At 69.8% G+C, this 25,891-nt stretch carries 19 protein-coding genes and 1 pseudogene; 6 read left to right on the forward strand and 14 right to left on the reverse strand.

What is annotated here, in order from left to right; all coding sequences use genetic code 11:
• Positions 1 to 977 precede the first annotated feature (977 nt).
• From BFN33_RS30125 to BFN33_RS30155, 7 genes are all read right to left on the reverse strand, one after another.
• Complete coding sequence (locus tag BFN33_RS30125) at positions 978 to 2,123, reverse strand: ABC transporter ATP-binding protein (protein WP_069763311.1); 1,146 nt, start codon at positions 2,121 to 2,123, stop codon at positions 978 to 980.
• Between the two features lie 13 nt (positions 2,124 to 2,136).
• Positions 2,137 to 3,198: an ABC transporter ATP-binding protein gene (locus BFN33_RS30130; protein ID WP_069763312.1), complete on the reverse strand. Its 1,062-nt coding sequence runs from the start codon at positions 3,196 to 3,198 to the stop codon at positions 2,137 to 2,139.
• A 15-nt stretch (positions 3,199 to 3,213) separates the two neighbouring features.
• Positions 3,214 to 4,191, reverse strand: coding sequence for an ABC transporter permease (locus tag BFN33_RS30135; protein WP_069763313.1), 978 nt, complete (start codon positions 4,189 to 4,191; stop codon positions 3,214 to 3,216).
• 98 nt (positions 4,192 to 4,289) lie between these two features.
• The gene (locus BFN33_RS30140) at positions 4,290 to 6,083 is read right to left on the reverse strand and encodes an ABC transporter substrate-binding protein (RefSeq protein ID WP_069763314.1); all 1,794 of its coding nucleotides are present in this window, start codon (positions 6,081 to 6,083) and stop codon (positions 4,290 to 4,292) included.
• A gap of 99 nt (positions 6,084 to 6,182) precedes the next feature.
• Entirely contained in the window at positions 6,183 to 7,202 is a 1,020-nt protein-coding gene (locus tag BFN33_RS30145; RefSeq protein WP_069763315.1) for an ABC transporter permease, read from the reverse strand.
• Between the two features lie 371 nt (positions 7,203 to 7,573).
• Positions 7,574 to 9,481 carry a translational GTPase TypA gene (gene typA, locus BFN33_RS30150; RefSeq protein ID WP_069763316.1) on the reverse strand — a complete coding sequence of 636 codons (1,908 nt, stop codon included), beginning with the start codon at positions 9,479 to 9,481 and terminating at the stop codon, positions 7,574 to 7,576.
• 128 nt (positions 9,482 to 9,609) lie between these two features.
• Positions 9,610 to 11,832, reverse strand: a complete 2,223-nt coding sequence (locus tag BFN33_RS30155) for an ABC transporter family substrate-binding protein (RefSeq protein ID WP_069763317.1) — start codon at positions 11,830 to 11,832, stop codon at positions 9,610 to 9,612.
• A gap of 298 nt (positions 11,833 to 12,130) precedes the next feature.
• Between BFN33_RS30155 and BFN33_RS30160 the strand changes: the two genes are divergently transcribed.
• From BFN33_RS30160 to BFN33_RS30175, 4 genes are read left to right on the forward strand one after another with little or no spacing between them, the layout of a single operon-like run.
• Positions 12,131 to 12,421 carry a hypothetical protein gene (locus BFN33_RS30160; protein ID WP_069763318.1) on the forward strand — a complete coding sequence of 97 codons (291 nt, stop codon included), beginning with the start codon at positions 12,131 to 12,133 and terminating at the stop codon, positions 12,419 to 12,421.
• Positions 12,422 to 12,440: 19 nt separating this feature from the next.
• On the forward strand, positions 12,441 to 13,277 hold the full coding sequence (locus BFN33_RS30165; protein ID WP_069763319.1) for a hypothetical protein: 837 nt from the start codon (positions 12,441 to 12,443) through the stop codon (positions 13,275 to 13,277).
• Entirely contained in the window at positions 13,277 to 15,211 is a 1,935-nt protein-coding gene (locus tag BFN33_RS30170; RefSeq protein WP_069763320.1) for a fumarate reductase/succinate dehydrogenase flavoprotein subunit, read from the forward strand. The genes BFN33_RS30165 and BFN33_RS30170 overlap by 1 nt, the downstream gene beginning before the upstream one ends.
• Positions 15,208 to 15,978: a succinate dehydrogenase/fumarate reductase iron-sulfur subunit gene (locus tag BFN33_RS30175; protein ID WP_069763321.1), complete on the forward strand. Its 771-nt coding sequence runs from the start codon at positions 15,208 to 15,210 to the stop codon at positions 15,976 to 15,978. The genes BFN33_RS30170 and BFN33_RS30175 overlap by 4 nt, the downstream gene beginning before the upstream one ends.
• On the opposite strand, the gene BFN33_RS30180 is transcribed toward BFN33_RS30175, so the two are convergent.
• The gene (locus tag BFN33_RS30180) at positions 15,975 to 16,943 is read right to left on the reverse strand and encodes a phosphotransferase (RefSeq protein ID WP_069763322.1); all 969 of its coding nucleotides are present in this window, start codon (positions 16,941 to 16,943) and stop codon (positions 15,975 to 15,977) included. The genes BFN33_RS30175 and BFN33_RS30180 overlap by 4 nt on opposite strands.
• A gap of 201 nt (positions 16,944 to 17,144) precedes the next feature.
• Between BFN33_RS30180 and BFN33_RS53310 the strand changes: the two genes are divergently transcribed.
• Positions 17,145 to 18,512: a hypothetical protein gene (locus BFN33_RS53310; RefSeq protein ID WP_176742495.1), complete on the forward strand. Its 1,368-nt coding sequence runs from the start codon at positions 17,145 to 17,147 to the stop codon at positions 18,510 to 18,512.
• Positions 18,513 to 18,527: 15 nt separating this feature from the next.
• Here BFN33_RS53310 and BFN33_RS30190 read toward each other — a convergent pair whose 3' ends face one another.
• From BFN33_RS30190 to BFN33_RS30215, 6 genes are all read right to left on the reverse strand, one after another.
• Positions 18,528 to 21,155: a SpoIIE family protein phosphatase gene (locus tag BFN33_RS30190; protein ID WP_069763323.1), complete on the reverse strand. Its 2,628-nt coding sequence runs from the start codon at positions 21,153 to 21,155 to the stop codon at positions 18,528 to 18,530.
• A 272-nt stretch (positions 21,156 to 21,427) separates the two neighbouring features.
• Positions 21,428 to 21,880, reverse strand: coding sequence for an ATP-binding protein (locus BFN33_RS30195; RefSeq protein WP_069763324.1), 453 nt, complete (start codon positions 21,878 to 21,880; stop codon positions 21,428 to 21,430).
• A gap of 50 nt (positions 21,881 to 21,930) precedes the next feature.
• Positions 21,931 to 22,338 carry a (deoxy)nucleoside triphosphate pyrophosphohydrolase gene (locus BFN33_RS30200; RefSeq protein WP_069763325.1) on the reverse strand — a complete coding sequence of 136 codons (408 nt, stop codon included), beginning with the start codon at positions 22,336 to 22,338 and terminating at the stop codon, positions 21,931 to 21,933.
• Between the two features lie 24 nt (positions 22,339 to 22,362).
• Entirely contained in the window at positions 22,363 to 22,554 is a 192-nt protein-coding gene (locus BFN33_RS30205; RefSeq protein ID WP_069763326.1) for an SPOR domain-containing protein, read from the reverse strand.
• 313 nt (positions 22,555 to 22,867) lie between these two features.
• Positions 22,868 to 23,620, reverse strand: coding sequence for a GntR family transcriptional regulator (locus BFN33_RS30210; protein WP_069763327.1), 753 nt, complete (start codon positions 23,618 to 23,620; stop codon positions 22,868 to 22,870).
• A gap of 147 nt (positions 23,621 to 23,767) precedes the next feature.
• Entirely contained in the window at positions 23,768 to 25,048 is a 1,281-nt protein-coding gene (locus BFN33_RS30215; protein WP_069763328.1) for a DUF4190 domain-containing protein, read from the reverse strand.
• 83 nt (positions 25,049 to 25,131) lie between these two features.
• Here BFN33_RS30215 and BFN33_RS30220 point away from each other — a divergent pair.
• Positions 25,132 to 25,691, forward strand: a pseudogene (locus BFN33_RS30220) (serpin family protein); the annotation flags it as partial.
• Positions 25,692 to 25,891: the final 200 nt, after the last annotated feature.

Here is a 25,891-nt window from a genome sequence, read left to right on the forward strand (position 1 = left end):
GGTCGGGGGGCAGGGGGGAGGGGGGAGGGGCCGAAGGGTCGGGGGGCAGGGGGGAGGGGGGAGGGGCCGAAGGGTCGGGGGGCAGGGGGGAGGGGGGAGGGGCCGAAGGGTCGGGGGTCAGGGGTCAGGGGTCAGGGGGACGAAGGGGCTAAGGGCTCGGGGTCAGCGGGACGAGGGGTTGAAGGGGGTCGCGGCGTCGGCGTGCCAGGTGCCGCCGAGCCACGGTCCCGGCGGACCAAGCCGCCCATGGGCCAGAGAGCTGGGGCCGAGCGGGCCCGGGGCAACGGGTCGGAGCGTCGGCGTGCCAGGTGCCGCCGAGCCACGGTCCCCGCGGACCAAGCCGCCCATGGGCCAGAGAACCGGGGCCGAGCGGGCCCAGGGCAACGGGTCGGAGCGTCGGCGTGCCAGGTGCCGCTGAACCACGGTCCCCGCGGACCAAGCCGCCCATGGGCCAGAGAACCGGGGCCGAGCGGGCCCAGGGCAACGGGTCGGAGCGTCGCCGTGCCAGGTGCCGCCGAGCCACGGTCCCCGCGGACCAAGCCGCCCATGGGGCGGGAGGCCGCCAGGCCAGGGTGCCGGTGACTCACGGGACCCGCCGGCAGATCGCGGCACCGTCAGACGCAGCCACCGTGAGACAGGGAACCGGCAAGCCCACGTGCCGGGGGTCAGGGGGACGACAGGCCAGACCGGCAGCAGGTCCAGGCGTCGCCAGGCCCACGTGGGCGTCCCCGCACCGCGACGATGAGTCGGGCCCGGGAAACGCGCGGCGGGCACAGCGTTTTGACCAGGCGCTGACGGCCGATCAGCCCTGGCTCCGACGCCGTGGTCCCCGCCTCCTCTGGAGGAGGCGCAGGGAGTTCCTCGGACAACTCCCCCGGTCACCCCCACCGGCGTCGGCTCGGCGAGCCAGGGTGGAACTGCGGCCGGGGGCAGAGGCGCAGTGCCTCCGCCCCCGGCCGGGGGTCGTGCAGGGTGCGTCAGTCCTTGGACGGCGCCTCGTCCGACGCGGACGGCTCCGCCGCGTCCTCCAGCGCCTTCAGCGCCGGGTCCATGATCACGTCCTCGTCACGGGCCTCGATGGTCGGGTCCTCCGGGAAGTGGCAGGCCGTGAGGTGGCCGGCCAGGTTGCCAGAGATCTGGACCAGCGGGGGCTCGTCCGTGGCGCACTTGTCCTGCGCCTTCCAGCACCGGGTGCGGAAGCGGCAGCCGGACGGCGGCAGGATCGGCGAGGGGACGTCGCCGGACAGGCGGATCCGCTCACGGCTCGCACCCGTGCCGTCGATGTCGACCTCCGGCACCGCGGAGAGCAGGGCGTGCGTGTACGGGTGCCGGGGCCGGTTGTAGATCGACTCCCGGTCGCCGACCTCGACGATCTTGCCGAGGTACATGACCGCGACGCGCTGCGAGAAGTGCCGTACGACGGCCAGGTCGTGGGCGATGAACAGGAAGGCGATGCCCAGCTCGTCCTGGACCTTCTTGAGCAGGTTGACGACCTGCGCCTGGATCGACACGTCCAGCGCGGAGACCGGCTCGTCCGCCACGATCAGCTTCGGTTGGAGGGCCAGCGCACGGGCCACGCCGATGCGCTGACGCTGACCGCCGGAGAACTCGTGCGGGAAGCGGTTGTAGTGCTCGGGGTTGAGGCCGACCAGCTCCAGGAGCTCGCGGACCCTCGTCTCCTGGCCGCCCTCCGGCTCGATCCCGTTGACCTCCATCGGCGACTTGATGATCGAGCCGACGGTCTGCCGCGGGTTCAGCGAGGAGTACGGGTCCTGGAAGATCATCTGGATCTCGGACCGCACCGGCGCCAGCTGACGGCGCGAGGCGTGCGTGATGTCCTGACCGGAGTACGTGATCTTGCCCGCCGTCGGCTCCAGGAGCCGCGTGATCAGCCGGCCCGTCGTCGACTTGCCGCAGCCGGACTCGCCGACCAGGCCGACGCTCTCGCCGACGCCGACCGTCAGGTCGACCCCGTCGACGGCCTGGACGGCGCCGACCTTGCGTTTGATCGGGAAGCCGCCGTAGATCGGGAAGTGCTTGGTCAGGCCCTCGACCTTGAGGAGTTCCTCGGTCGACGTACCGGTGGAACCCTGCTGGGCGGGGAGGGTGAGGTTGTCGCTCATGTCTCGGATCTCCCTAGCGCAGCCGGGGCTGGATCTTGTCGATGAAGATGGTCTGCTTCTGCTCGGCCGTCAGGTGGCACGCGGAGGCGCGCCCCTCGCCCAGCGGCGGGCGGGAGTCGGTGCACAGCGTGCCCGGCACCTCGTCCTTGAAAGCGCACCGCGGGTGGAACGGGCAGCCGGAGGGCGGGTTGAGCAGCGAGGGCGGCGAGCCGGGGATCGGCTCCAGCGCCGCGTTGATGTCGCCGTCCAGGCGGGGCATCGAGCTCAGCAGGCCCCAGGTGTAGGGGTGCTTGGGCGCGCCCAGGACCTCCCGGACGGAGCCGCGCTCCACGGCCCGGCCCGCGTACATCACCAGCAGGTCGTCGGCCATGTTCGAGATGACGCCGAGGTCGTGCGTGATGAAGATGATCGCGGAGCCGAACTCCTGCTGGAGGTCCTTGAGCAGGTCCAGGATCTGGGCCTGCACGGTGACGTCCAGCGCGGTGGTCGGCTCGTCGGCGATCAGCAGGTCGGGGTCGCACATCAGCGCCATGGCGATCATCGCGCGCTGACGCATACCGCCTGAGAACTGGTGCGGGTAGTCGTCGTAGCGCTGCTTGGGCTGCGGGATGCCGACCTTCTCCAGCATCTGGACGGCACGGTCCCTGGCCTCCTTCTTGGAGGCGCCCCGGTGCTTCACGAACGGCTCGGCCAGCTGCCGGCCCACCGTGTAGAACGGCGACAGGGCGGTCAGCGGGTCCTGGAAGATCATCGCCATCTTGTTGCCGCGGAGCTGCTCCAGTTCCCGCTCGCCGGCGGTGACGAGTTCCTTGCCGTCGAGGATGATCTCCCCGTCGACGGTGGTGGTGCGGGGGTTGTGCAGGCCCAGGACCGTCAGGTTGGTGACGGACTTGCCGGAGCCGGACTCGCCGACGATCCCCAGGGTCTTACCGCGCTCGACGTCGAAGGACAGGCCGTCGACGGCCTTGACGATGCCGTCCTCGGTGGAGAACTGCACCTTCAGATCGCGCACTGAGAGGAAGCTGTCCGAGCCGGAAGGGGCCGGCGCGTCCTCGGTCTTGGTCAGTGTGGTCACGGTGGTTCGTTCTTCCTAGGAGAGACGGACGCGCGGGTCGATGACGGCGTACGCGATGTCCGTGAGGATGTTGACGATCAGGATGAAGAAGGCACCGAACATCATGACGCCCATCGTGAGCGGCAGGTCCTTGTGGACCGCGCCGTCCACGGCGAGGCGGCCGATCCCCTGGAGCGAGAAGGTCAGCTCGGTGACCACCGCGCCGCCGAGCATCGAGCTGATGTCGATGCCGAGGACGGTGACGATCGGGATCATCGAACCGCGCCAGGCGTAGCGGAAGAAGACGTACTTGTTCGACATGCCCTTGGCGCGGGCGGTACGGACGTGCTCCTCCGCGAGTTGCTCGATCATCGAGGAGCGGGCCATACGGGTGTACTGCGCGGTGAAGATGGTGGCCATCACCAGCGTGGGCAGCAGCAGGCCGGTGAACCACTTCCAGGGATCGTCGGTGATCGGGTGGTAGGCCGGGTTGTCCATCCAGCCGGTGCTGTAGACGAAGATCAGCAGGACGATCGGTCCGAGCACGTAGATCTGGAACGAACTGAGCACCATCGACACACCGGTGGCGACCTTGTCGACCAGCGTGCCGCGCCGGTAGGCGGCGATCATGCCGGCGCCGACACCCACGATGACGAAGACGATCGCGCCGCCCGCGGTGAGCGTGAGGGTCGTCGGGAAGCGGTCCATGATGGTCGACCAGACCATGTCGCCCGAGTAGAACGACTGGCCGAGACAGGGCGCGCTGCAGTGCCCGGTGGGGTAGTCACGGCCCATCACGATGCCGGACATGAAGTCCCAGAACTGCTGGTGGATCGGCAGGTTGAGGCCGAGTGCCTGGCGGATGTCCTCCAGTCTCGCGGGCGAGCAGTCCTTGCCACAGGCCAGGGAGGCGTAGTCGGAGGGCGCGGCGACGAACAGGAAGAACGTGGCGGCGCCGATGAGGAACAGGGTGACCAGGGCACCGACCGTGCGCCGGATGATGAACTGAAACATGGCGGGAGGGCTGCTCTCTGCGGAGACGGTGGGAGGTTTCACGGAGGTGCGGGGGTGCGCTCCGCCTGGTGCGCACCCCCGCGATCAGCCGTAGAGAGTTACGACTTCACGTAGAGGCGGGTGATGTCGATGAGGCTGGACACCGAGCCGTAGCGGGCACCGCCGATGTTCGAACCGGAGAGCTGGAACTGCTTGGTGTACCAGAGCGGGGCGGCCGGGAGGACCTTCTCCAGCAGGTAGTGCTGGGCTTCCTTCCACGTCTTGGCGGCCGCGGTCGGGTCCTCGGAGAGCGCCTGCTTGATCAGGGCGTCGACCTTCGGGTCCTTGACGTGCGAGTAGTTCGAGGAACCGTCGGCGACCTGGGTGCCGTCGTAGATGGGCGTGACAACCGTGCCCGGCGACGGCCAGTCCTGGCCCCAGCCGGAGATGTACATGTCGTACGGGTTGTTGAGCTTGCCGATCTGCTCGTAGTAGCTCGCGGAGTCGACTTCCTTGGACACCACGTTGAAGCCGACCTTGGTCAGCGCGTCCTCGATGGCGACCTTGCGCTTCTGACCGGCCTCGCTGTTGGAGTAGGCGAAGACGACCTTCTTCTCGGCGGCCGGGACACCCTTGAGGATCTCCTTGGCCTTCGCGATGTTGCCCTGCGGCGCCTTCAGACGGCCGTAGGGGTCGTAGTTCGCCTCGTAGCCCGGCAGGGTCGGGGCGAAGTAGTTCGGCGCCACGTCGCCGCCGTAGGCACCGCCCTCACCGGCGATGAGCGACTTGGAGTTGACCGCGTACGTGATGGCCTGGCGGACCTTGAGGTCCTTGACCCGGTCGAGGTTGAAGGTCAGCTGCATGACGTAGGGCTGGTAGCCCTTGACCGTGCGCTTGCTGACCGCGGCGTTGCCGATGACGTCCTGGATCTGCGTGGACTCGACGCCGCCGGTGAGCTGGATGGCGTTCTTGTCCTCGCCCTGGTCGGCGATCAGACGCTTGGTCTGGGTCGACTCGGTGACGCCGAACTGGAGGTCGAAGCTGTTGGCGTACTGGTGCCGGACGGAGTCGGTCTTCGGGTCCCAGTTGGTGTTCTTCGTGAGAACGAGTTCCTTGCCGACCTTGTTGGAGGCGATCTTGTACGGGCCCGTGGCGACCGGGGCCTTGTCGTACTTCTCCTTGGTGTCCGTCTTCGCGGGGACGATGGCGTAGCCGGCCATGGCCAGGGTCTGCGGCAGGTCCGGGCGCGCGGTGTCGAAGTGGAAGACGACCGTCTTGTCGTCCGGGGTGGCGAGGACCGAGTCCGGCAGGTGCTTCTTGCCGAAGCCGCCGTCCGGGAGCGCCTTGCGGTAGTCCGCGCCGCTCAGCCAGGTCTGCAGGTAGGTCGGGCCGTCGAAGATGAACTTCGCGTACTGGCGCTCGACGGTGTGGCGGACGTCGGCGGACGTGATGGCGTTGCCGTTCTGGTCCTTGATGCCGTCCTTCAGCGTGAAGGTCCAGGTCTTGCCGCCGTCCGAGGACTTGCCGGAGTCGGTGGCGAGGTCGCCGACGACCGAGACGTTGCCCTTGTCGTCCTCCTTGAACTGCGTCAGACGACGGAAGAGCAGGTTGGCGACCTGGCCCGCGTCGGAGACGTAGATCTGGCCCGGGTCCAGGTGCGAGAGGCCCGCCTCCTGGTACACGTTGATCGTGCCGCCGGCCTTGGCGCCGGTGACTTCCTGGGCAGGACCCGTGGAGCCCGCGGCGTCGGCGTAGGTGACCGCCTTCGACTGGACGGAGGCCTCCTTCTGGTCCTTCTTCGAGTCGGCACCGGAGTCGCCGCCGTCGTTCTTGGAGCAGGCCGTGAGAGCCAGGGAACCGGCCGCGAGGGCGACGACGATTGCACGCGCTCTGCGCGAGCTGATGGGCTTCATGAGGCGATTACCTACCTGTCGGTTGTTATCCATGAGTACTGCCTGACGTGGCTGGTAGGCCGACGCGGGGGCGGCAGTCACCCCCCACCAATGGACGAGTTACCGCCCGGACTTGGGGTCGAAAGCGTCCCGGACCGAGTCTCCGAGGAGGTTGAAGGCCAGAACGAAGATCACCAGCGCCGCGCCGGGGAAGAAGAGGAACGCCGGGTCCTGCTCGGTGTACTTGGCAGCGGCGGCGAACAGTCGTCCCCAGTCCGGAGTCGGCTCGACGAACCCGACTCCGGCGAAGGAAAGGAAGGCGATGGTGAGGATGGTGCTGGGCAGCTGGAACGTGAACTGCACCAGGATCGGCGTCACCACGTTCGGCAGGATCTCCTTGCGGACGATCCGCCAGGGGGAGGCACCGGAGACCTTCGCGGCCTCGACGAACTCCCTCTCACGCAGGGACAGCACGGTCGAGCGGACCAGACGCGCCATACCCATCCAGCCCAGCAGCCACAGCACGACCAGCATCGCCAGTGCGCGGAAGTACGTGGGGGTCGCCTCCCGCGGGTCGACGAAGAATGCGGTGACCACGGGCATGAAGGCGATGAAGAACAGCTGCTGGGGGAAGGACAGGAAGAAGTCGGTGACCCGGCCGATCCAGTAGTCGGTGCGACCACCGAAGTATCCGCCGATCAGACCGATGATCACGCCCGTGACCATCAGCAGGACCGTCACACCGAGAGCCATGAACAGCGATGTCCGCATGCCGTACACGAGCATGGCGAACAGGTCACGGCCGTACTGCGGCTCCACACCGAACCAGTGGTCGCCGGAGACGCCGCCGAAGTAGCCCAGGGGCAGCCCGAACTGATCCAGGATCGGCTTGTCGGCGTAGGTCGGGTCCTGCCCGTACAGCGTGTACGGGTCGGTCCCGCTCAGCTTGACCAGCAGCGGCGCGAGCAGCGAGATCACGAAGTACAAAATCACTACCACGGCGCAGATGACACCGGTACGGTCACGCTTGAAGCGCTGCCACATCAACTGGCCGGGAGAACGACCCTCGAGCTTCTGCTCGCCCTTGACAGGCTCGGCGTCCGTCTCGAGCTCGGGGTCCAAGGCGACTGGACTGGTCATGTGTGTACTTCCCCCGGGGGGTTGGAGAGTTGAGCGCAGCACAGATACCGGCAGGTTCTGTGGTTTGGGGGAACTTTCGCCAAAGTGTTCAACGCGCGTCAAGGGCGGAAGGCATAGGGATCTCCCTACCGACCATATTTTGAGGAAAAATTGCAAAGATTGACACCTGCGCGCGCTTGACACGTGAACCGACAGACCGTCAAAACGGACATACCGCAATGGATTTCTGTTCACATGTCCGAAACACCTGGGCGCATTACCGATATCCGGACGGTCACTCATAGGTCACGGACAGGTATCGGCGGACACGCCTGAGGCCCGGTTCCCCGTGTCTCGGAGAACCGGGCTGCCGACATTCGCCGGCGGTGGGATCAGCCGTGCTTGGCGCGGCTCGCGGCGCGGGCGCGCTCGCGGGCGTCCAGGTTGACCTTACGGATGCGGACCGCTTCCGGGGTCACCTCGACGCACTCGTCGTCGCGGCAGAACTCCAGGGACTGCTCCAGGGAGAGCTTGCGCGGCGGGACGATCGCCTCGAACGAGTCGGCCGAGGCCGACCGCATGTTCGTCAGCTTCTTCTCCTTGGTGATGTTCACGTCCATGTCGTCGGAGCGCGAGTTCTCGCCGACGATCATGCCCTCGTACACCTCGGTGCCCGGGTCGGTGAACAGCACACCGCGCTCCTGAAGGTTCGTCATCGCGAAGGCGGTGACGGCACCGGCGCGGTCGGCGACCAACGAGCCGTTGTTACGGGTCGTCAGGGTGCCGAACCACGGCTCGTGGCCCTCGTGGATGGAGTGGGCGATGCCCGTGCCACGGGTGCCGGTCAGGAACTCCGTACGGAAGCCGATGAGGCCGCGGGACGGCACGACGAACTCCATACGGACCCAACCGGAGCCGTGGTTCGACATGTTGTCCATACGGCCCTTGCGGACGCCCATGAGCTGCGTGACCGCGCCCATGTGCTCCTCGGGGACGTCGATCGTCATGCGCTCGACGGGCTCGTACACCTTGCCGTCGACGATCTTGGTGACGACCTGCGGCTTGCCGATCGTCAGCTCGAAGCCCTCACGGCGCATCTGCTCGACCAGGATGGCGAGCGCGAGCTCGCCACGGCCCTGGACCTCCCAGGCGTCCGGGCGCTCGGTGTCGAGCACACGGAGGGAGACGTTACCGATGAGCTCGCGGTCGAGGCGGTCCTTGACCTGACGGGCGGTCACCTTGCGGTCCTTGACCGCGGCCTTGGCCGAGGCGCCCTTGCCGGTGCCGCCCCGGCCGACCAGCGGCGAGGTGTTCGTACCGATGGTCATGGAGATCGCCGGTTCGTCGACCGTGATCAGCGGCAGCGGGATCGGGTTCTCGGGGTCCGCGAGCGTCTCACCGATCATGATGTCCGGGATACCGGCGACGGCACAGATGTCACCGGGGCCGGCCATCTCGGCGGGCTTGCGGGTGAGCGCCTCGGTCATCAGCAGCTCGGTGATGCGGACGTTGGACATCGTGCCGTCGCGCTTGATCCACGTGACGGTCTGGCCCTTGCGCAGCTCGCCCTGCTCGACGCGGAGCAGCGCGATGCGGCCGAGGAAGTTGTCGGCGTCCAGGTTGGTGACGTGCGCCTGGAGGGGGGCCGTCTCGTCGTACTCCGGGGCCGGGACGTGCGACAGGATCGTGGTGAAGAACGGCTCCAGGTTGTCGCTGTCCGCCGGGACCGTGCCGTTCTCCGGCTTGGTCAGCGAGGCGACACCGTCACGCGCGCACGCGTAGACGATGGGGAACTCGATCTGCTCCTCGTCCGCGTCCAGGTCCAGGAAGAGGTCGTACGTCTCGTTGACGACCTCGTCGATCCGGGAGTCCGGGCGGTCGGTCTTGTTGATGCACAGGATGACCGGCAGGCGCTGCTGCAGCGCCTTGCGCAGCACGAAGCGGGTCTGCGGCAGCGGCCCCTCGGAGGCGTCGACCAGCAGGACCACCGCGTCCACCATCGACAGACCGCGCTCCACCTCGCCACCGAAGTCGGCGTGGCCGGGGGTGTCGATGATGTTGATGGTGATGACGTCGCCGCCATCCTTCGGGTGGTACTTCACGGCCGTGTTCTTGGCCAGGATCGTGATGCCCTTCTCACGCTCCAGGTCATTCGAGTCCATCATGCGGTCGTCGAGCGACTCGGCAGCGTGCGCGGCGAAGGCACCGGCCTGCTTCAGCATGGCGTCGACAAGAGTCGTCTTGCCGTGGTCGACGTGGGCGACGATGGCGACATTGCGGATGTCGTGGCGCGTGGCCATATTGCGGCGTACTCCCAAGTGGTGAGAAGGCCCTGCTACGAACGTCCGTGTGACGCGGGCCTGCCGGGCTTGACACGCCACGGCCTCACCCCATCGTACGTTGCCTCCCGGGCGGAGGCTCGCCGGGCTCAGTCCCCGGACGGCCGGCCCGAGCCTTTCCCGCCCTTCTTCAGGAAGCCCATGTCCTCGTAGACGGGCGTCCGGAATCCGAAGGCACCGGCGTTGACCACGTCCTTCTTCACGGCGATCAGCTGGGGACGCTGATACAGCGGGATGGACCCGGCGGCGGCCCAGATCCGGGAATCGGCCTTGCGGATCAGGCTGCGGCTCTTGCCCTCGTCGAGAGTGGCGACAGCCCGGTCGAAGAGCTGGTCCACCTGGTCGGTGCCGACCCGCGTGTAGTTCTGCTCGACGTTGAGCGAGCCGTCCGCGGCCGGCACCGGCTTCGCGAAGATCGGGCGGGCGTCGGTGGCGGGGAACGCGGACGCGGGCCAGGAGTACAACGCCAGGTCGTACTCCCCGGACGCGATGTGGTCCTTGAAGTAGCTCTCGTCGGAGACCTTGGAGATCTCCGTCCGGATACCGACCTTCTCCAGCATCGAGGAGATCCGACCGGCCACCGTCCGCAGCGTGCCGGACCCGGGGCCGGACGGCAGCACGAACCGCAGGGCGAGCGCCTTGCCGTTCTTGGCCAGCACCTTCTTCGCCGCGTCCGCCGGAGCCGCCGTGCCCTTGGGGGCGTAGGCCCCGGGAGCGCCGCCCTGCCTCAGCTTGTTCGCGTACCGCTTGCCGTCCTGAGCGAGATGCCGCGGAGCGTCCACGCCCTTGGGGTGGTCCTTGGGGTCCTTGTCGTCGCCCTTGTCGTCCTCGCCGACGACGTACGTGCCGTCGTCCTCCTTCTCCGTCTTCTTGCCCTTGGCTCCAGCGGCCTTCTCGCCCTTCTTCTTCTCCTTCTTCTCCTTCTCGACCTTGCCGCCGGCCACCCACCCGGCGTCCGCGAGGAGCGCCTGGGCCTCCTCGGTGTCCTGGCCGCCGAGCGCGCCGCTGTTGTCGGCGTAGGCGTCCTGGCCGGAGAGCGCGAGGTGGCTGCCGACGGGCACGGCGGGCAGCCCGAGCGGGGAGAGAACGACGCCGGCCAGCACCTTGCGGTCGAGGGCGCGCGCCACAGCCCGGCGGACCCGCTCGTCGGCGAGCGGGCCAGAGGCGCCGTTGAGGGCGAGCTGGGTGTAAGCGGGCTCCAGGGACCTGCGGATCTCGAAGCCCTTCAGGGCCGCCTGCTCGCGCTGGTAGGCGGCGAGCGCCTTGCGCTCCTTCTGCCGGGCACTGAGCTCGTCGTCGGCGTCCTCCTCGTCCTCGTCGTGGGCGAGGGCCCAGGAACGCAGCGCGTCGGCGGCGCCCAGGTTGCTGCCGGAGCCGTGCGCGGGAAGTCCGCCCGGGCCCGCGAGCGGGCTGCTGCCGGGCGTGGCCCCGGCGCGGGCGGCGAGGCCGATGCGGCCGAGGGCCTCGGGGTCGACCTCGGCGAGCTCGATCTCACCGGCGGCCAGCGCGGCGGCCCGCTTGTCGCGCGGCACGGCACGGAGCACGATCTGGTCCAGCTTGGCCGGGTGGCCCCACCAGCGCGCACTGCGGGCAAGGATGACCTCGTCGTCCTTGCGGTCGACCTTCTTCAGCGTGAAGGGACCGGCGGTGACCTTGAGTTTCTTGCGGGCGGAGTCGTTGAAGGAGTCCGGGGTGCCCATGACGTCCTTCGGGTACAGCGGTGAGAACAGCGAGCGCCAGTCGGCGTACGGCCGCGCGAAGGTGACCCGGACCTCCAGGTCGTCGGCCCCGCGTTCGATCTTCTCGATGCGCTCGTAGCCGGCATTGCGGGCGGTCCAGTACGCGGAGTCCTTGCCGGACAGGGCGCGCCACTGGGCGGCGAAGTCGGCGGCGCCGATCTCCCGGCCGTCGCTCCACACGGCCTGCTGGTTCAGCTTGTACAGCACGACCTGCTTCGGCTTGGTCTCGACGACCTTCGCCGACTCCAGGTAGTCGGGGTCGGCCTGCGGCCGGCCGTTCGCGTCGAGCCGGTACATCGACGGCAGAACCGCCTGGGCGACGGTGGTGGTGGTCGCGTCCGCGTCCGACTGGAAGGTGTTCAGGGTCTCCGGTACGGCGTCCACGGCCCAGTGCAGGGTGCCGCCGTCGGCGACCAGGCTGCGGGCGGCGGGCGCGATGTCCTGCGCGGCGAGGGGCTTGCTCCGCTTCTCCTCGGAGCTGCACCCGGAGAGGGCGGTCACCGCGAGCGCTCCCGCGGTCAGGAAGGCGACCGAGCGCGTGACCGCGCGCAGTGCGACGCCGTTGTGGGACATCTCTGCTTACCTCCGGGAGCCGCGGGCGTTATGATCACTTTTGGCGGTATATGGTGCTGATCACATGTATGCGGCCACTGAAGAGGAAAGGGTTCGGCAACGGACGGCGACACGGCGACAACGACCGGGAAGCCCACCCGTGCGGCGCAATCGACGGCGCACGAGGGGCGCGCACGGAGGCTCACGATCCGCCAATCCGTGCACGTCCCTTCACACCGGCTGGTGTGACGCGCAACACTCGCAGGCGCATGACCGTTCCCGTCCAGGGCATCCCCGCCCACGGAAGTGAGGTCACGTCATGTCCGTGAACGACGAACTGACAGCGGCGCAGCGCTCGCTCGACGAGGTGCTCAGGTACGTCAAGCGCCTGGAGCAGCAGCTGGGCAGCGGCAGCCTGGAGATGCGCCGCGTCCGGATCGACACCGACCGGCTGCGCGAGAGCCTCGCGCTGCTGAAGGAGACCGACCCGGCGCTCGCGAAGGCGCGCCGCCCGGATCTCGTCTCCATCTCCGACACCCCGTACGACAACACCCTGTGGACGGACTCGGACGACGAGGGACTCGGCGCCCGCGACCGGCGAGCCCCCTGAACCCGACCGGAGTCAAGCGTTGGCCACTGGTACGGAACCCCCCGACACCGAATCCCATAGCTCCCGCGGCGGCGTACGCACCGGTACCCGCGCCGCGATCGACGCTCCGCACCTGCGCACGGACCGCTGGTGGCTGGCACCGGCGGTCACCGCCGCCGGGCTGCTCGCCTTCATCGTGTACTCGACCTGGCGGGCCTTCGCCGACACGGACTACTACGCGGCCCCGTATGTCTCGCCGTTCTACTCCCCCTGTCTCGCCGAGCGCTGCGCACCCATGCGCCACGGCCCCAACTGGGAGATCTTCGGCGGCTGGTGGGGCATCTCCCCCGCGATCATCATCCTGATCTTCCCGCTCGGCTTCCGCCTGACCTGCTACTACTACCGCAAGGCCTACTACCGGGGCTTCTGGGCGTCCCCGCCGGCCTGCGCGGTGGCCGAGCCGCACAAGAAGTACACCGGCGAGACCCGCTTCCCGCTGATCCTGCAGAACATCCACCGGTACTTCTTCTACGCCGCGATCGTGGTCGCCGGAATCCTGACCTACGACACCGTGCTCTCGTTCCGCAACGAGCGGTACGAGTGGGGACACATGGGCCTCGGCACCCTCGTCTTCCTGGTCAACATCGTGCTGATCTGGGCGTACACGATCTCGTGCCACTCCTGCCGGCACATCGTCGGCGGCAAGCTCAGGCATTTCTCCAAGCATCCCGTGCGCTACCGCATGTGGCAGTGGGCCGGGAAGCTCAACGCCAGGCACATGCAGCTCGCCTGGGCGTCGTTGGTGAGCGTGGCGCTCGCCGACTTCTACGTGTATCTGGTCGCCTCCGGCGCTTTCGACGATCCGAGGTTTTTCTGATGTCCGTGGTGGACCGGCAGGAGTGGGACGTCGTCGTGGTCGGCGCCGGAGGGGCCGGGCTGCGTGCCGCCATCGAGGCCCGGGAGCGCGGTGCCCGTACGGCCGTGATCTGCAAGTCGCTGTTCGGCAAGGCGCACACGGTGATGGCCGAGGGCGGCATCGCGGCCAGCATGGGCAATGCCAACTCGAACGACAACTGGCAGGTCCACTTCCGCGACACCATGCGCGGCGGGAAGTTCCTCAACCAGTGGCGGATGGCCGAACTGCACGCCCAGGAGGCCCCGGACCGGGTCTGGGAGCTGGAGACCTGGGGCGCCCTGTTCGACCGTACGAAGGACGGCCGGATCTCGCAGCGCAACTTCGGCGGCCATGAGTACCCGCGCCTCGCCCACGTCGGCGACCGCACCGGCCTCGAGCTGATCCGCACGCTCCAGCAGAAGATCGTCTCGCTCCAGCAGGAGGACCACAAGGAGACCGGCGACTACGAGTCCCGCCTCAAGGTCTACCAGGAGTGCACGGTGACCAGGGTCCTGAAGGACGGGAACCGTGTCTCCGGGGTCTTCGCCTACGACCGCGAGACCGGCCGTTTCTTCGTCCTGGAAGCCCCGGCCGTCGTGATCGCGACCGGTGGCATCGGCAAGTCCTTCAAGGTGACGTCGAACTCGTGGGAGTACACCGGCGACGGCCACGCGCTGGCGCTGCTCGCCGGCGCGCCCCTGCTGAACATGGAGTTCGTGCAGTTCCACCCGACCGGCATGGTCTGGCCGCCGTCGGTGAAGGGCATCCTCGTCACCGAGTCGGTCCGTGGCGACGGCGGTGTGCTGCGCAACTCCGACGGCAAGCGGTTCATGTTCGACTACGTCCCGGACGTCTTCAAGGAGAAGTACGCCGAGTCGGAGGAGGAGGGCGACCGCTGGTACGAGGACCCGGACAACAACCGGCGCCCGCCCGAGCTGCTCCCCCGCGACGAGGTGGCCCGCGCGATCAACTCCGAGGTGAAGGCCGGCCGGGGCTCCCCGCACGGCGGCGTCTTCCTGGACGTCTCGACGCGGATGCCGGCGGAGGTCATCCGCCGACGACTCCCCTCGATGTACCACCAGTTCAAGGAGCTGGCCGACGTCGACATCACGGCCGAGCCGATGGAGGTCGGGCCGACCTGTCACTACGTGATGGGCGGTGTCGCGGTCGAGTCGGACACGGCGGCGGCGCGCGGGGTGCCGGGGCTGTTCGCGGCCGGTGAGGTGGCCGGCGGCATGCACGGCTCGAACCGGTTGGGCGGCAACTCCCTCTCCGACCTGCTGGTCTTCGGACGCCGGGCGGGGTGGCACGCGGCCGAGTACGCGACCGGGCTCGCGGCGGACCGCCCGCCCGTGGACGAGGTCCAGGTCGACGCGGCGGCGGCGGAGGCGCTGCGGCCGTTCTCGGCGGAGGGCGCGGAGCCCGCCGTAGGCCCTCCGGAGAACCCGTACACCCTGCACCAGGAACTCCAGCAGGCGATGAACGACCTGGTCGGCATCATCCGCCGCGAGGGCGAGATGGAACAGGCCCTGGAGAAGCTGGCGGATCTTCGGGTACGGGCCCGGCGGGCCGGGGTCGAGGGGCACCGGCAGTTCAACCCGGGCTGGCACCTCGCGCTGGACCTCAGGAACATGCTGCTGGTCAGCGAGTGTGTGGCGCGGGCCGCGCTGGAGCGGACCGAGTCGCGCGGCGGCCACACCCGCGAGGACCATCCGGCGATGGACCGCGAGTGGCGCCGGATCAACCTGCTGTGCCAACTGACCGACCCCACGGGCGGGCTGGCGGCGACCGACCCCGTCCGGGGTCAGATCGACCTCACCCGTGAGACCACCGACCCCATCCGCGCCGACCTGCTCGCCCTCTTCGACAAGGAGGAGCTGGTCAAGTACCTCGCCGAAGAGGAGCTGTACGAATGAGCGGCTACACGGCCCACTTCAAGGTGTGGCGGGGCGATGTGAAGGGCGGGGACCTGGAGGACTTCAAGGTCGAGGTCAACGACGGTGAAGTGGTGCTGGACATCATCCACCGCCTCCAGGCCACCCAGGCGCCCGATCTCGCCGTCCGCTGGAACTGCAAGGCGGGCAAGTGCGGTTCCTGCTCCGCGGAGATCAACGGGCGGCCCCGGCTGATGTGCATGACCCGCATGTCGGTGTTCACTCCGGAGGAGACGATCACGGTCACCCCGCTGCGGGCCTTCCCCGTCGTCCGGGATCTGGTCACGAACGTCGGCTTCAACTACCAGAAGGCGCGCGAGGTGCCGGCGTTCGTGCCGCCGCCCGATCTCGGGCCGGGCGAGTACCGGATGATGCAGGAGGACGTGGACCGCTCGCAGGAGTTCCGCAAGTGCATCGAGTGCTTCCTGTGCCAGGACACCTGCCATGTCGTCCGCGACCACGAGGAGAACAAGACGGCGTTCGCGGGCCCACGCTTCCTGATGCGGGTGGCCGAACTCGACATGCACCCGCTGGACGCGGCCGAGGAGTCCGGCCTGGACCGCAAGAAGACGGCCCAGGACGAGCACGGCCTCGGCTACTGCAACATCACCAAGTGCTGCACGGAGGTCTGCCCCGAGGGCATCAAGATCACGGACAACGCACTGATCCCACTGAAGGAACGAGCCGTCGACCGCAAGTACGACCCGCTGGTATGGCTGGGCTCAAAGATCAGGAGGAGGTCCACCTAGCCGACGAGCTCCAGCACCCTGACCAGGTTGGATTCCGCGATCTCCCGCATCCCTTCCGGATTCGGGAAGTCGCCCTCGATCAGGCGGAGGGGGCCGGCGACCAGGGACACGTGCATGGCGAGGCGGTAGAGGCGCATCCGGTCCTCGTCCAGGCCGGGGGCGCGCAGGACGTCGTAGTGCCGCGGTCCGAAGCGGATGCGAAGGAAGACGTGCTCCCACTCGACGTCGGCGTACATGAGTCCTTCGATGTCGATGAGGGCGGGCCTGCCCCGGTCGTCCAACAGGACGTGGTCGGCGCCGAGTTCGCCGTGGACGAGGGTGTGCCGGGCGCGGGGCCGCACGGCTGAGGCGAGCCGTCGTACGGTCTCCTCCAGCTGCTCCCGTACGACGGCGATGCGTTCATCCCGTACGGCGGCCTGCTCGATGTGGTGCAGGGCGCCCTCGGTGATGCGCCGGGCGGCCGACCCCGCCGACGAGGTACCGCCGTTGTCGACGAGTGCGACCTTGCCGAAGGCGGGGCCCTCCTGCGTGTGCAGAGTCCGGAGTTCGGCGGCCAGCAGCTGCAGCGCGGCATGATCGGCGACCGGGTCCCGCTCCAGCGCCTCCTCCAGACTGCCGCCCCGCATGTCCTCGACGACCACGGCGTCCATGGCGGGGTCGGCGTACAGGAGGCGGGGGGTGCGCACGCCGGCCGCGACCAGCCGGTCGTGGGCGGCCGTGAACACATCGAGACCGGTGCCGGCGGAGAAGGGGTCGCGGGGGTCGGAGGGGCCGGCGTCCCAGTAGTCCTCGTCCGGCGACCAGACGTAGGCGACGACCGTCGTGCCGTCGTCGAGGGCGAGCCGGTAGACACCCTTCTTGCTGCCACCGCGGAGCCGGGTGACGCCGGTGAGGGCACGGCCGGTCGCGGCGCGGGCGAGGGGGGCGAGGTCGTCGCGGGTGAGGTGTCTGCGGGTGGTGGTCATTCGGCCGATCGTCGCAGTGCGGTGCGCCGGACCGCAGGTGGTTTTCCGGGGTGGCACGGCAGGCCCATGAGTGCAGGGGCTTCAGGTGTAAGTGGGCGCTTCTCCGCCTCGCCGTGAGGATCCGCTCCCCCGTCCCCTCGCGTACCCCCGCCCGTCGCACCCCGCTCGCGTCAGGGCATTTCGGATCATACGCTCCCAAACGTGACGCCATCCTTGATACGGGGCCGACCTCGGCGGGGCCGCTCGCACTTGTTCGTGCGGGTGGCGCATGCCCTGGTGGGTGTGGTCGTCGGGGTTCTGTGGCTGGTGTTGCCGTGGATGACGATCGATGACGACGCTCCGGCTGCGGGCGTGCGCACGAGCGCCGCCGCTCCGGCGGCGGACGAGAGCTCCGGCACCGACCTGGTCCTGCCGGTGGCCGCGCTCGCCGTGGTGCTCGGCCTCGCCGCCTACGGTTCAGTCCGCCGGATACGCCGCACCCGCAGCCGTACGACACCGGCGGCCGCCGGTACGACCCACGTCGGCGCGTATCCCGCCCCCGGGGCCCAGCCCCCGCCGACCGACCTCGATGAACGCTCCCGGGCCGCGCTGGTCGACGCCGACAACCGCCTGCGCGCCTTCCGGGAGGAACTGCTCTTCGCCGAGGCCGTCTCCGGCCCCTTCGCGACGGCGGCCGAGGCGGCGGAGGCCGAACTGTCGGCCGCGTGCGCGATACGGGCTCGGTACGAGGAAGGCGTACCGGAGGAGGCGGCCGCCCTCGCCGGGGTCGTGGGCCGCTGTGAGGAGGCCGAGCTGCGGCTGACCGCCGAGGCGGAGAAGCTGCGCACCCTGCGGGCACTGGACCGTGACCCCGCCGCGGCCCTGGCGTCGGCCGAGGCCCGCTTCCGTGAGCTGACCGCCCGCACGGCCGGGGCGGAGACGACACCCCTGGACGACTCCGTCACCGGGTACGTCGAGCTGGCCAAGGACAGCCTGGTCACCGCCACCGTGCACCTCAACCAGACCCACCAGGCCACCGCCGCCGGCCGGCCGGACGAGGCGGCCCACCGCCTCCGTGCGGCGGAGACCGCGATCTCCCGTGCGGACGTGCTGGTGACGGCCGTGGCCCGGCTGCGCTCGGCGCGCACCGAGGCCGCCCGGCTGATGCCGCCCGCGCTCACGGGCGCGGAAGCCGAGCTGGCCCCCTTCCGCGACAGCACCCCCTACGAGGGCGAGACCTACGCCCGGCTCCTGCACGCCGACGCGGTGCTGGCCGCCGTACGACAGGAGACGACGTCCGGACAGCCGTACGACCCCCTCGGCGTCCTGCGTCGGATCGTGCAGGCGACCGCGCCCCTGGCGGTCGGCCGGTCCGGGGTGCTCGCGGTGGCCGCGCTGCTGGTCGCCCGGGAGTCCGTCGCCGCGGCGGACGACTACGTCGCCGTCCACCGCGAGGCCGTCGGTGCCGCGCCCCGCGTCCTGCTGTCGCAGGCTCGGCTCACCGACGATCTCCCGCGGGCGGACGCCCTGGCCCGCGAGGCGCGTGGCCGCGCCGAACAGGACGTACGCCTGCGCGGGCACCCCGCCTAGAAGCAGGCTCAGGAGTCAGAACAGGCTGAGCAACGCCTCCGCCGGGTCCACCATGCCGTTCTGTCCGTCGGGCAGCGGCAGTTCGAACCACACCGTCTTGCCGCGCGGTGTACGGCGGGAGCCCCAGGCCGCGCTGAGCAGGCCGACCAGTTGCAGGCCCCGGCCGCCCTCGTCGGTGTCGCGGGCGCGGCGGCGGCGCGGCTGGACGAGTCCGGAGTCCCAGACCTCGCAGACCAGGGTGCGGTCCAGCAGGAGCCGTAGCCGGATGTCCCCCTCGCCGTACCGCAGGGCGTTGGTGACGAGCTCGCTGACCAGGAGTTCCGTGGTGTCGACGAGCGGCTCCAGGCCCCAGCTCAGCAGCCGACCGCGCGTGTACTCCCGGGCCTTGCCCACACTGCGGGGCTCGCGCGGCAGGGTCCAGTCGCCGACCGAGTCGACGGGCAGGCCCTGGACACGTGCCATCAGCAGTGCGATGTCGTCCTCGCCGTGGAGGGTGTCGAGGGTGTTGAGGACGTGGTCGCAGACGTCCTCCAGGGGGGCGGAGGGGTCGGTGAGCGCTCCGACGAAGGCCTGGAGCCCCTCGTCGAGGGGATGATCGCGGCTTTCGACCAGTCCATCCGTGTAGAGCGCGAGCAGGGCGCCTTCGGGTAGTTCGACCTCGACCTCCTCGAAGGGCTCGCCACCGACGCCGAGCGGCATGCCGGGCGGCACGTCGAGCATCAGCGCGTCCTCGCCAGGCTCCACCAGGACGGGCGGGAGGTGCCCCGCGTTGGCGAAGGTGCAGCGGCGGGTCACCGAGTCGTAGACGGCGTAGACGCAGGTCGCGAGGTAGACCTCGGACAGGTCCGCCTCACGGGGGCGGCGGGCCGCCCGGGTGGCCTGCTGGACACCGCCGGGTGCGCCGAGACCGCGGGCGATCTCGTCCAAGGCGCTGAGCACCTCGGCCGGTTCGAGGTCCAGGAGGGCCAGAGTGCGCACGGCGGACCGCAGTTCCCCCATCGCCACCGCCGCCCGCAGACCACGGCCCATCACGTCACCGACCACCAACGCCGTACGGTGTCCCGGCAGTTCGATGACGTCGAACCAGTCACCGCCGACCTCGCTCGGCCGGTCCGCGGAGGAGTTGCCGGGCAGATAGCGGCAGGCGATGTCCAGGCCGGAGGCGACCGGGTCGCCGGGGGGCAGCAGGGACCGCTGCAGTATCAGCGCCCGCTCGTGCTCCCGCCGGTACAGGCGCGCGTTGTCGATACAGACCGCCGCCCGCGCCGCCAGCTCCACCGCGAGGTCCCGGTCCCGGTCCCCGAACGGCTCGCTGCCCTTGGTCCGGGAGAACTGCGCGAGGCCTACGACGGTGTCGTGGGCGACCATCGGCACGGCGAGCGTGGACTGCACGAGGCCGCCCTCCTCGGCCGGGATGTACTGCGGGCGCGCGGTGCGCAGGGCGTCCGCGCAGGGCGAGTTGAAGGGGTAGTGGTGGACGGCGCCGACCGAGACGGGGTCGCCGGAGCCGACGAAGGGGGCGTCGGAGACCGCGCTGGCGAAGGCGACCCGGCGCAGTTCCGCGCTGCCGTCGGCGAGGCCCGGCGGGGTCTCGTCGCCGGCCAGGAGGCCCTGGTAGAGGTCGACGGTGGCCAGGTCGCAGAAGCCGGGGACGACGACATCGAGGAGTTCGCGGGCCGTGGTCTCCAGGTCGAGGGAGTTGCCTATGCGGGCGCCGGCCTCGTTCAGGAGGGCGAGATTGCGCCGGGCGGCGGCTGCCTCGCGGGCGGCGGCGCGGCGGGCGGTGATGTCGGTTCCCAGCCAGGCGATGCCGATGGGCCGGCCGGACCCGCTGCGCACCCGGTACAGGTTGATGGACCAGTGGCGGCGCTCGTCGGAACCGGGCAGAAAGCCCGTGACGTGCATGTCGGTGATGGAGTCGCCGGTCTCCAGGACCCGGCGCAGGGTCGCGGTGACCCGCTCGGCCTCGGGGCGCGGCAGATAGTCGTGCACGCCCTTGCCCCGGTGGTCGTCCGGGCTGCCGCCGAAGAGGGAGGCGAAACGGTAGTTGACGCGGCGAACCCGCAGGTCGGGGTCGATCAGGATGAACCCGAAGGGAGATTGACCGAAAATCGCCTGCGAGGCGGCGAGGTCGGTCTCGATGCTGCGCAGCGTGCGCACGTCGACGACGATGCAGACGGCGGCCTTCTCGCCCTCCTCGGTCCGCGTCGGCATCACATAGACCTCGGCGAGGCCCTCCCGGCCGCACTCGCCGTCGGCCGCCGACGGGGGCACCCGGAAGGGCACCACACCGGTCCACTCGCGGCCGTCCAGGATCTCCGCCATCTTGCGCTGGCCCTGCGCGCGCAGGTCCGGGTCGATGAAGGCCTCGATGGGGTCCATGCCGACGGCGTGCCGGGCGGGGATGCCGAAGAGCTGCTCGGCGCGCAGGCTCCACTGCTCGACCAGGCCGTCGGGGCCTATGGAGAAGGACGCGACCTTGATGTAGTCGTAGATCGAGCCGGGCGGGCTGCTCTGCCACATGGCGTCACCGGACGGCGGCTCGCCGGGACGGCCGTGCGCCACGGCATCAGCCGCGGCCTCCGTCCTCGCGCCGTCCAACGGGTCCTTCGACTCCGTGGCCTTCGCTGGTATCTCGCTCACGCGAACCGTCCCCTCCAGCTCACCGCGTCCGGTACCGGTCACCGGGGGCGGCTGCCCGCAGTATCCAGCACTACGGCGCCGCACAACACGGTGTTCACGATCACAGCACGATCCCGACGGTTTTCGGTCCGGGCTGCGACAACACTTCCAGTCTTCTAACCAGCGGACACCTCCTCGAATCACGTCTGCCGACAACCGCCACTGGCCTGAACCAGTCGATGGACAGGGGTAGGGGTGGCGTACAGGCGTTCTTCACCGTGATCAGGTCCCGTTCATCCCGGAACGGAGAGTTCGAACCAGACCGTCTTGCCCGTCGCGCCGGGCCGGGTGCCCCAGCGGTGGGCCGCGTGGGCGACCAGTTGCAGACCGCGGCCGTTCTCGTCGTCGAGTGCGGCGACGCGCTCACGGGGCGGGTCGGGCAGGGGGTCGGAGACCTCCACCAGGAGGACGCCGTCGACGGCGCCGGGGCGGACCAGGCGGACGCCGATGGGGCCGGTGGCGTGCCGCAGGGAGTTGGTCACCAGTTCACTGACCAGCAGGGCGGCGACATCGGCGAGGACGTCGAGATTCCAGGCGGCCAGCCGGTCCCGGACAGCCGTCCGGGCAGCGCGTACGGCGCCCGGGTCGGCCGGGAACGTCCACGCGGCGCGGTCGCCTTCGGTGTCGATCACGCCGATCACATCCCGGGCAGCCCTTGTCCACTTTCGTGGGGTTAAGGGGCACATACCCGATATCGGGGGCGCGGTACCGTGCCGAACGGCTTAACACGGGGCACCTAGGAGCTCGGGCCCCTGAGTGTCTCCAGGGAGCGAACGGCTTCCACGTCCTGGTCGAGCCAGTCCACGTCCCAGATCTCGTCCGGGGCGAGCCAGCGCAGTTCGTCGTGATCCTGCAGGGGCTCGGGGTCCGGGGAGGTGGGGAAGAGGTGGGCTGTCCAGGCGTGGAGGACGTACGGCGACTTGAGGGGCCACTCGCCGGGGACGCGCGCCACGACCTCCGCCTCTACGCCCAGCTCCTCCCGGAGTTCGCGCACGAGGGCCGCCTCGGACGACTCCCCCTCCTCCACCTTGCCTCCGGGCAGCTCCCAGCGGCCGGCCAGAACAGGAGGTGCGCTGCGGCGGGCTGCGAGAAGGCGGTCGCCGTCGTACAGGGCGGCCGCCACCACCACGATCCGTTCCGTCATGTGCCGGAGCCTACGGGAGGCTTCTCAGTCGGCCGAACTCGCGCCGTTCTGGCTGATGCGCTCGACCCAGTAGAGCTGCTTGTGACCGCGGGCATCGAGGCTGTCGGCGATCTTCTGGGCCTCGGCCCGGGTCGCGTACCTGCCCACGCGGTAGCGATTGCCGTTGTCGTCCTGTCGTATGACGAGCCAGGGAAGAGTGATCGTGCCGTCGTTCATTGCGTCCCACCGCTCCTTCCCGACCTGCGTCGAGCCCCACCCGATAAGGAAACCGCACTCCGCATATGCCCGAGCCTACGCCCAACCTTTACTGAGCGAACACGCGTTTTCACAAAGAGGTACGCAACCAGCCAGGACGGACTCCTCCGACAGGGGCGCGCAGCCATGAACGCGCCCCCGGTGGGCGGCGATGCCTCCGGTCAGGAGCGCCTCGGGAACAGTGGTCTCGACCTGCGAGAACGGCCGAATCCGAACGGCGTTCACCTGCGGGTCCGTTGGGTGTTCGCCCGGGGCAACCTCCCCGGGGCGCGCGCTACTTCACCGGGAGGTGGTACGCGACCTGGTAGCGGTCGGCGGGAATGACCACGTCGGCCGTCTCCACCGGGCGGCCCGAGGCGTAGTAGGTGCGGTGGACCACGAGGACGACATGGCCGGGGACACCGCCCAGGGCGAGCAGTTCCTCGGCCAGGCCGGGGCGGGCACCCACCTCCTCGGTGACGTTGTCCACGACGACGTCGATGGCGGCCATGCGCTCGACGACGCCCATGCCGCCGAGCGGGCCCTCCTCGGGGAGCATCACGGGAGTGCGGCCGGTGACCGCGAGGGGCTCCCAGGAAGTGGAGAGCATGATCGGCTCACCGGCCTCCCGAAAGACGTACTTCGTGCACATCACGCGGTCGCCGACCCGGATGTCGAGCCGCTCGGCGATGGCGGCCGACGCCTCGGTCTGCGCACTGCTGGACTCCCAGGTGCCGCGCCCCTCCCCGTCGGCCTGCTCCTGCCGGAAGGGCGTGGCACCGGAGGCCGGGCGGTAGCCGGAGCGGGCGATGCGACGGGGCACGGGCTGCTCCCGGACGTACGTCCCGGAGCCGGAGCGGCCCTCGACCAGGCCCTCGGCCATCAGCACCTTGCGGGCCTCCAGCGCGACGGTGTCCGAGACGCCGTACTCCTCGCGGATCCTGGCCTGGGACGGCAGGCGGGTGTGCGGTGGCAGCGAACCGTCGACGATCTTCTTGCGGAGATCTCCCGCGACACGCAGGTACGCCGGTTGCTCACCGAATGTCACTGGCCGCTCCCATCAGGTTGTACAGACAGCAACAGCCTGGCAACCGTGGGTTGGGCCATGCAAGCAAAGGCCAGAGAATCACTCGATGTGATGACATGTGCGGGTGGGGGTCTTTACGCAGGCACTTTCTCCCCGCTATGGCCGCGCTCACACATTGAGTTCGCCGCCGCCCGACTCGCCGCCGCCGTCCTCGCCCCCGTCGTCGTACGTCGGCCGCTTGGTGGCGAGCCCCAGAGCCTTGCGTGCGGTGACCGTGCTGGCGCCGTCGACGTACTCGTAGCCCTTGTCGTAGTGGAGGTAGAAGGTGTCCACGTCGTCGTCCTCGGCCGCGGCGACCGCCTTCGCCCACTCGTCGCGCGCGTGCTCCATGTCCTTCACCAGGGCCGCGACCGGCCTGTCGGCGGCGGCCGGCCAGGAGTTCGCGCGCAGAACCTTGATCTGCTCGTCGAGACTGTCGTGGACGTCCTGGGACCAGTCCTGGTAGCCGCGCAGGTCGTCCTCGGGGTAGTCCTCGGGCTCCTTCCACAGGACGGTGTCCAGGGAGTTGAGGGACTTCAGCAGGGCGATCTGGTACGTGTCGAGGGTGGTCTCGTCGGCACGCAGCGAGCCGCTCAGGGTGGCCTTCTCGTCGGTGTTGCCGAAGATGCAGCTGACCTCGCGGTCGCCGAGGCGCCAGCTCTGCCGGGTCGGGCCGAAGTAGTACACGTCGACGTCGTCGGGGAGCGCCCAGGTGTCCATGACGTAGGCGTCCTGGAGGGGGTAGCACTTGTCGTCGGCGGCGTCGGAGACCGCGCCGTCCCCCGGGAAGCCGTCGCCGCCGGTCATCTTGAACTCGCCGAACACCTCGCCGTCGTGTTCACCCGCGCAGGGCACCTGGTCGACGTCGTAGGTGAGGCCTTCGAGGGACTCCCCCGGCGCGTCGAAGCACTGGCCCTTCACCACCGAGAAGGTCGCGCCCTCGGTCGCGCCCTTCTTGAACCCCTCCCAGGCGTCGGAGAGCCCGCCGGTGGCGAGCACCGTCACCCACAGGGCGAGTCCGAGCGTCGACAGGATCGACCCCGTGATCGCCATGGCCTTGCCGGACTGGCCCTTCTTCTTGATCTGCACGAGCGCGATCACACCCAGCACAAGGCCCACCGCCGGGAAGCAGCACAGGACGCCGAGCACCAGTGAGGCGATGGCAAGGCCGCTGACCGGCGACGGGCGGGCGTAAGGGCTGTAGCCCTGTCCCCAGGTCTGGTACGGCGGGCCATAGGGTTGCCCGTACGGCTGCTGTCCGTACGGCTGTTGCCCATACGGCTGCTGTCCGTACGGCTGCTGTCCGTACGGCTGTTGTCCCTGCGGCGGCGGCCCGTACGGGTCCGGGGCGGGGGACGGCCCCCGGGCGGGGTCGGGCTGGTGGGGCCCAGGGGGCGGGGGTATGGACACGGGTACCGTGCTCCTGGTTCAGCAGTGGCGGGGAACTGACGTACGACAGGGCGCATGGTATGCGCGGGGCGGGCGGGCGTGGAATGCCGATCACGGGTGCGACGACCCAGGCGGTGAACGGGCTGACGACAAGGTGGGCGGGGGTGTCCTCCGGAGGGACCGTGTTCTCGGCTGCGGGTGTGTGGCCGCTGCTGGCCTTCCTGGCCGACGGGGCGCGGGGCCCGGCGCGGGCCGAGCCGGCAGGGGCGCTCGGAGTGCCGGCGGAGCAAGCGGCCGCGGCGGCACGGGAGTTGCTCGCGGGACTGGCCGAGTCGCAGGCACTGGACTCGGCTCTCGGACTGTGGACCTGGCGGACGCTGGTGCTGCGCGAGGAGTGGGAGGCAGGCCTGCCACCGACGCGCTCGGGGTCCTCACCGGCGATCCCGTCCTCGATCAGCGGGAGCTGGACGCCTGGGCCGCGAAGCGGACGGGTGGGCTGATCGAGCGGATGCCGGTGGAGGTGCGGGACGACACCGCGCTGGTGCTGGCGAGTGCGCCGGCTCTGCGGACCGCGTGGCTGCGGCCCTTCGAGGTACGTCCGGCACGGCCGTCCACGGGCCCATGGCGGGGCCGCACCCTGCGCGGGCTCGACCGCCGCAGCCTCGGCATGGCGGCGGAATCGGCGTGACTCCGGTGGCCGTCCCTGCGGCCTCAGTCGACGAAAGCCGTGGCCCGGGCGGGTCCTCCCCTCGGCGACCGGACGGGGCGGGCGGACCGAAGCGACGCCACTCCGGTGACCGTCCCTGCAGCCTCAGCCGCCGAAAGCCGTGACCCGGGCAGGTCCTCCCCTCGGCGACCGGACGG

It is taken from the genome of Streptomyces sp. LUP47B (assembly GCF_001746295.1).
Taxonomy (GTDB): Bacteria; Actinomycetota; Actinomycetes; order Streptomycetales; family Streptomycetaceae; genus Streptomyces.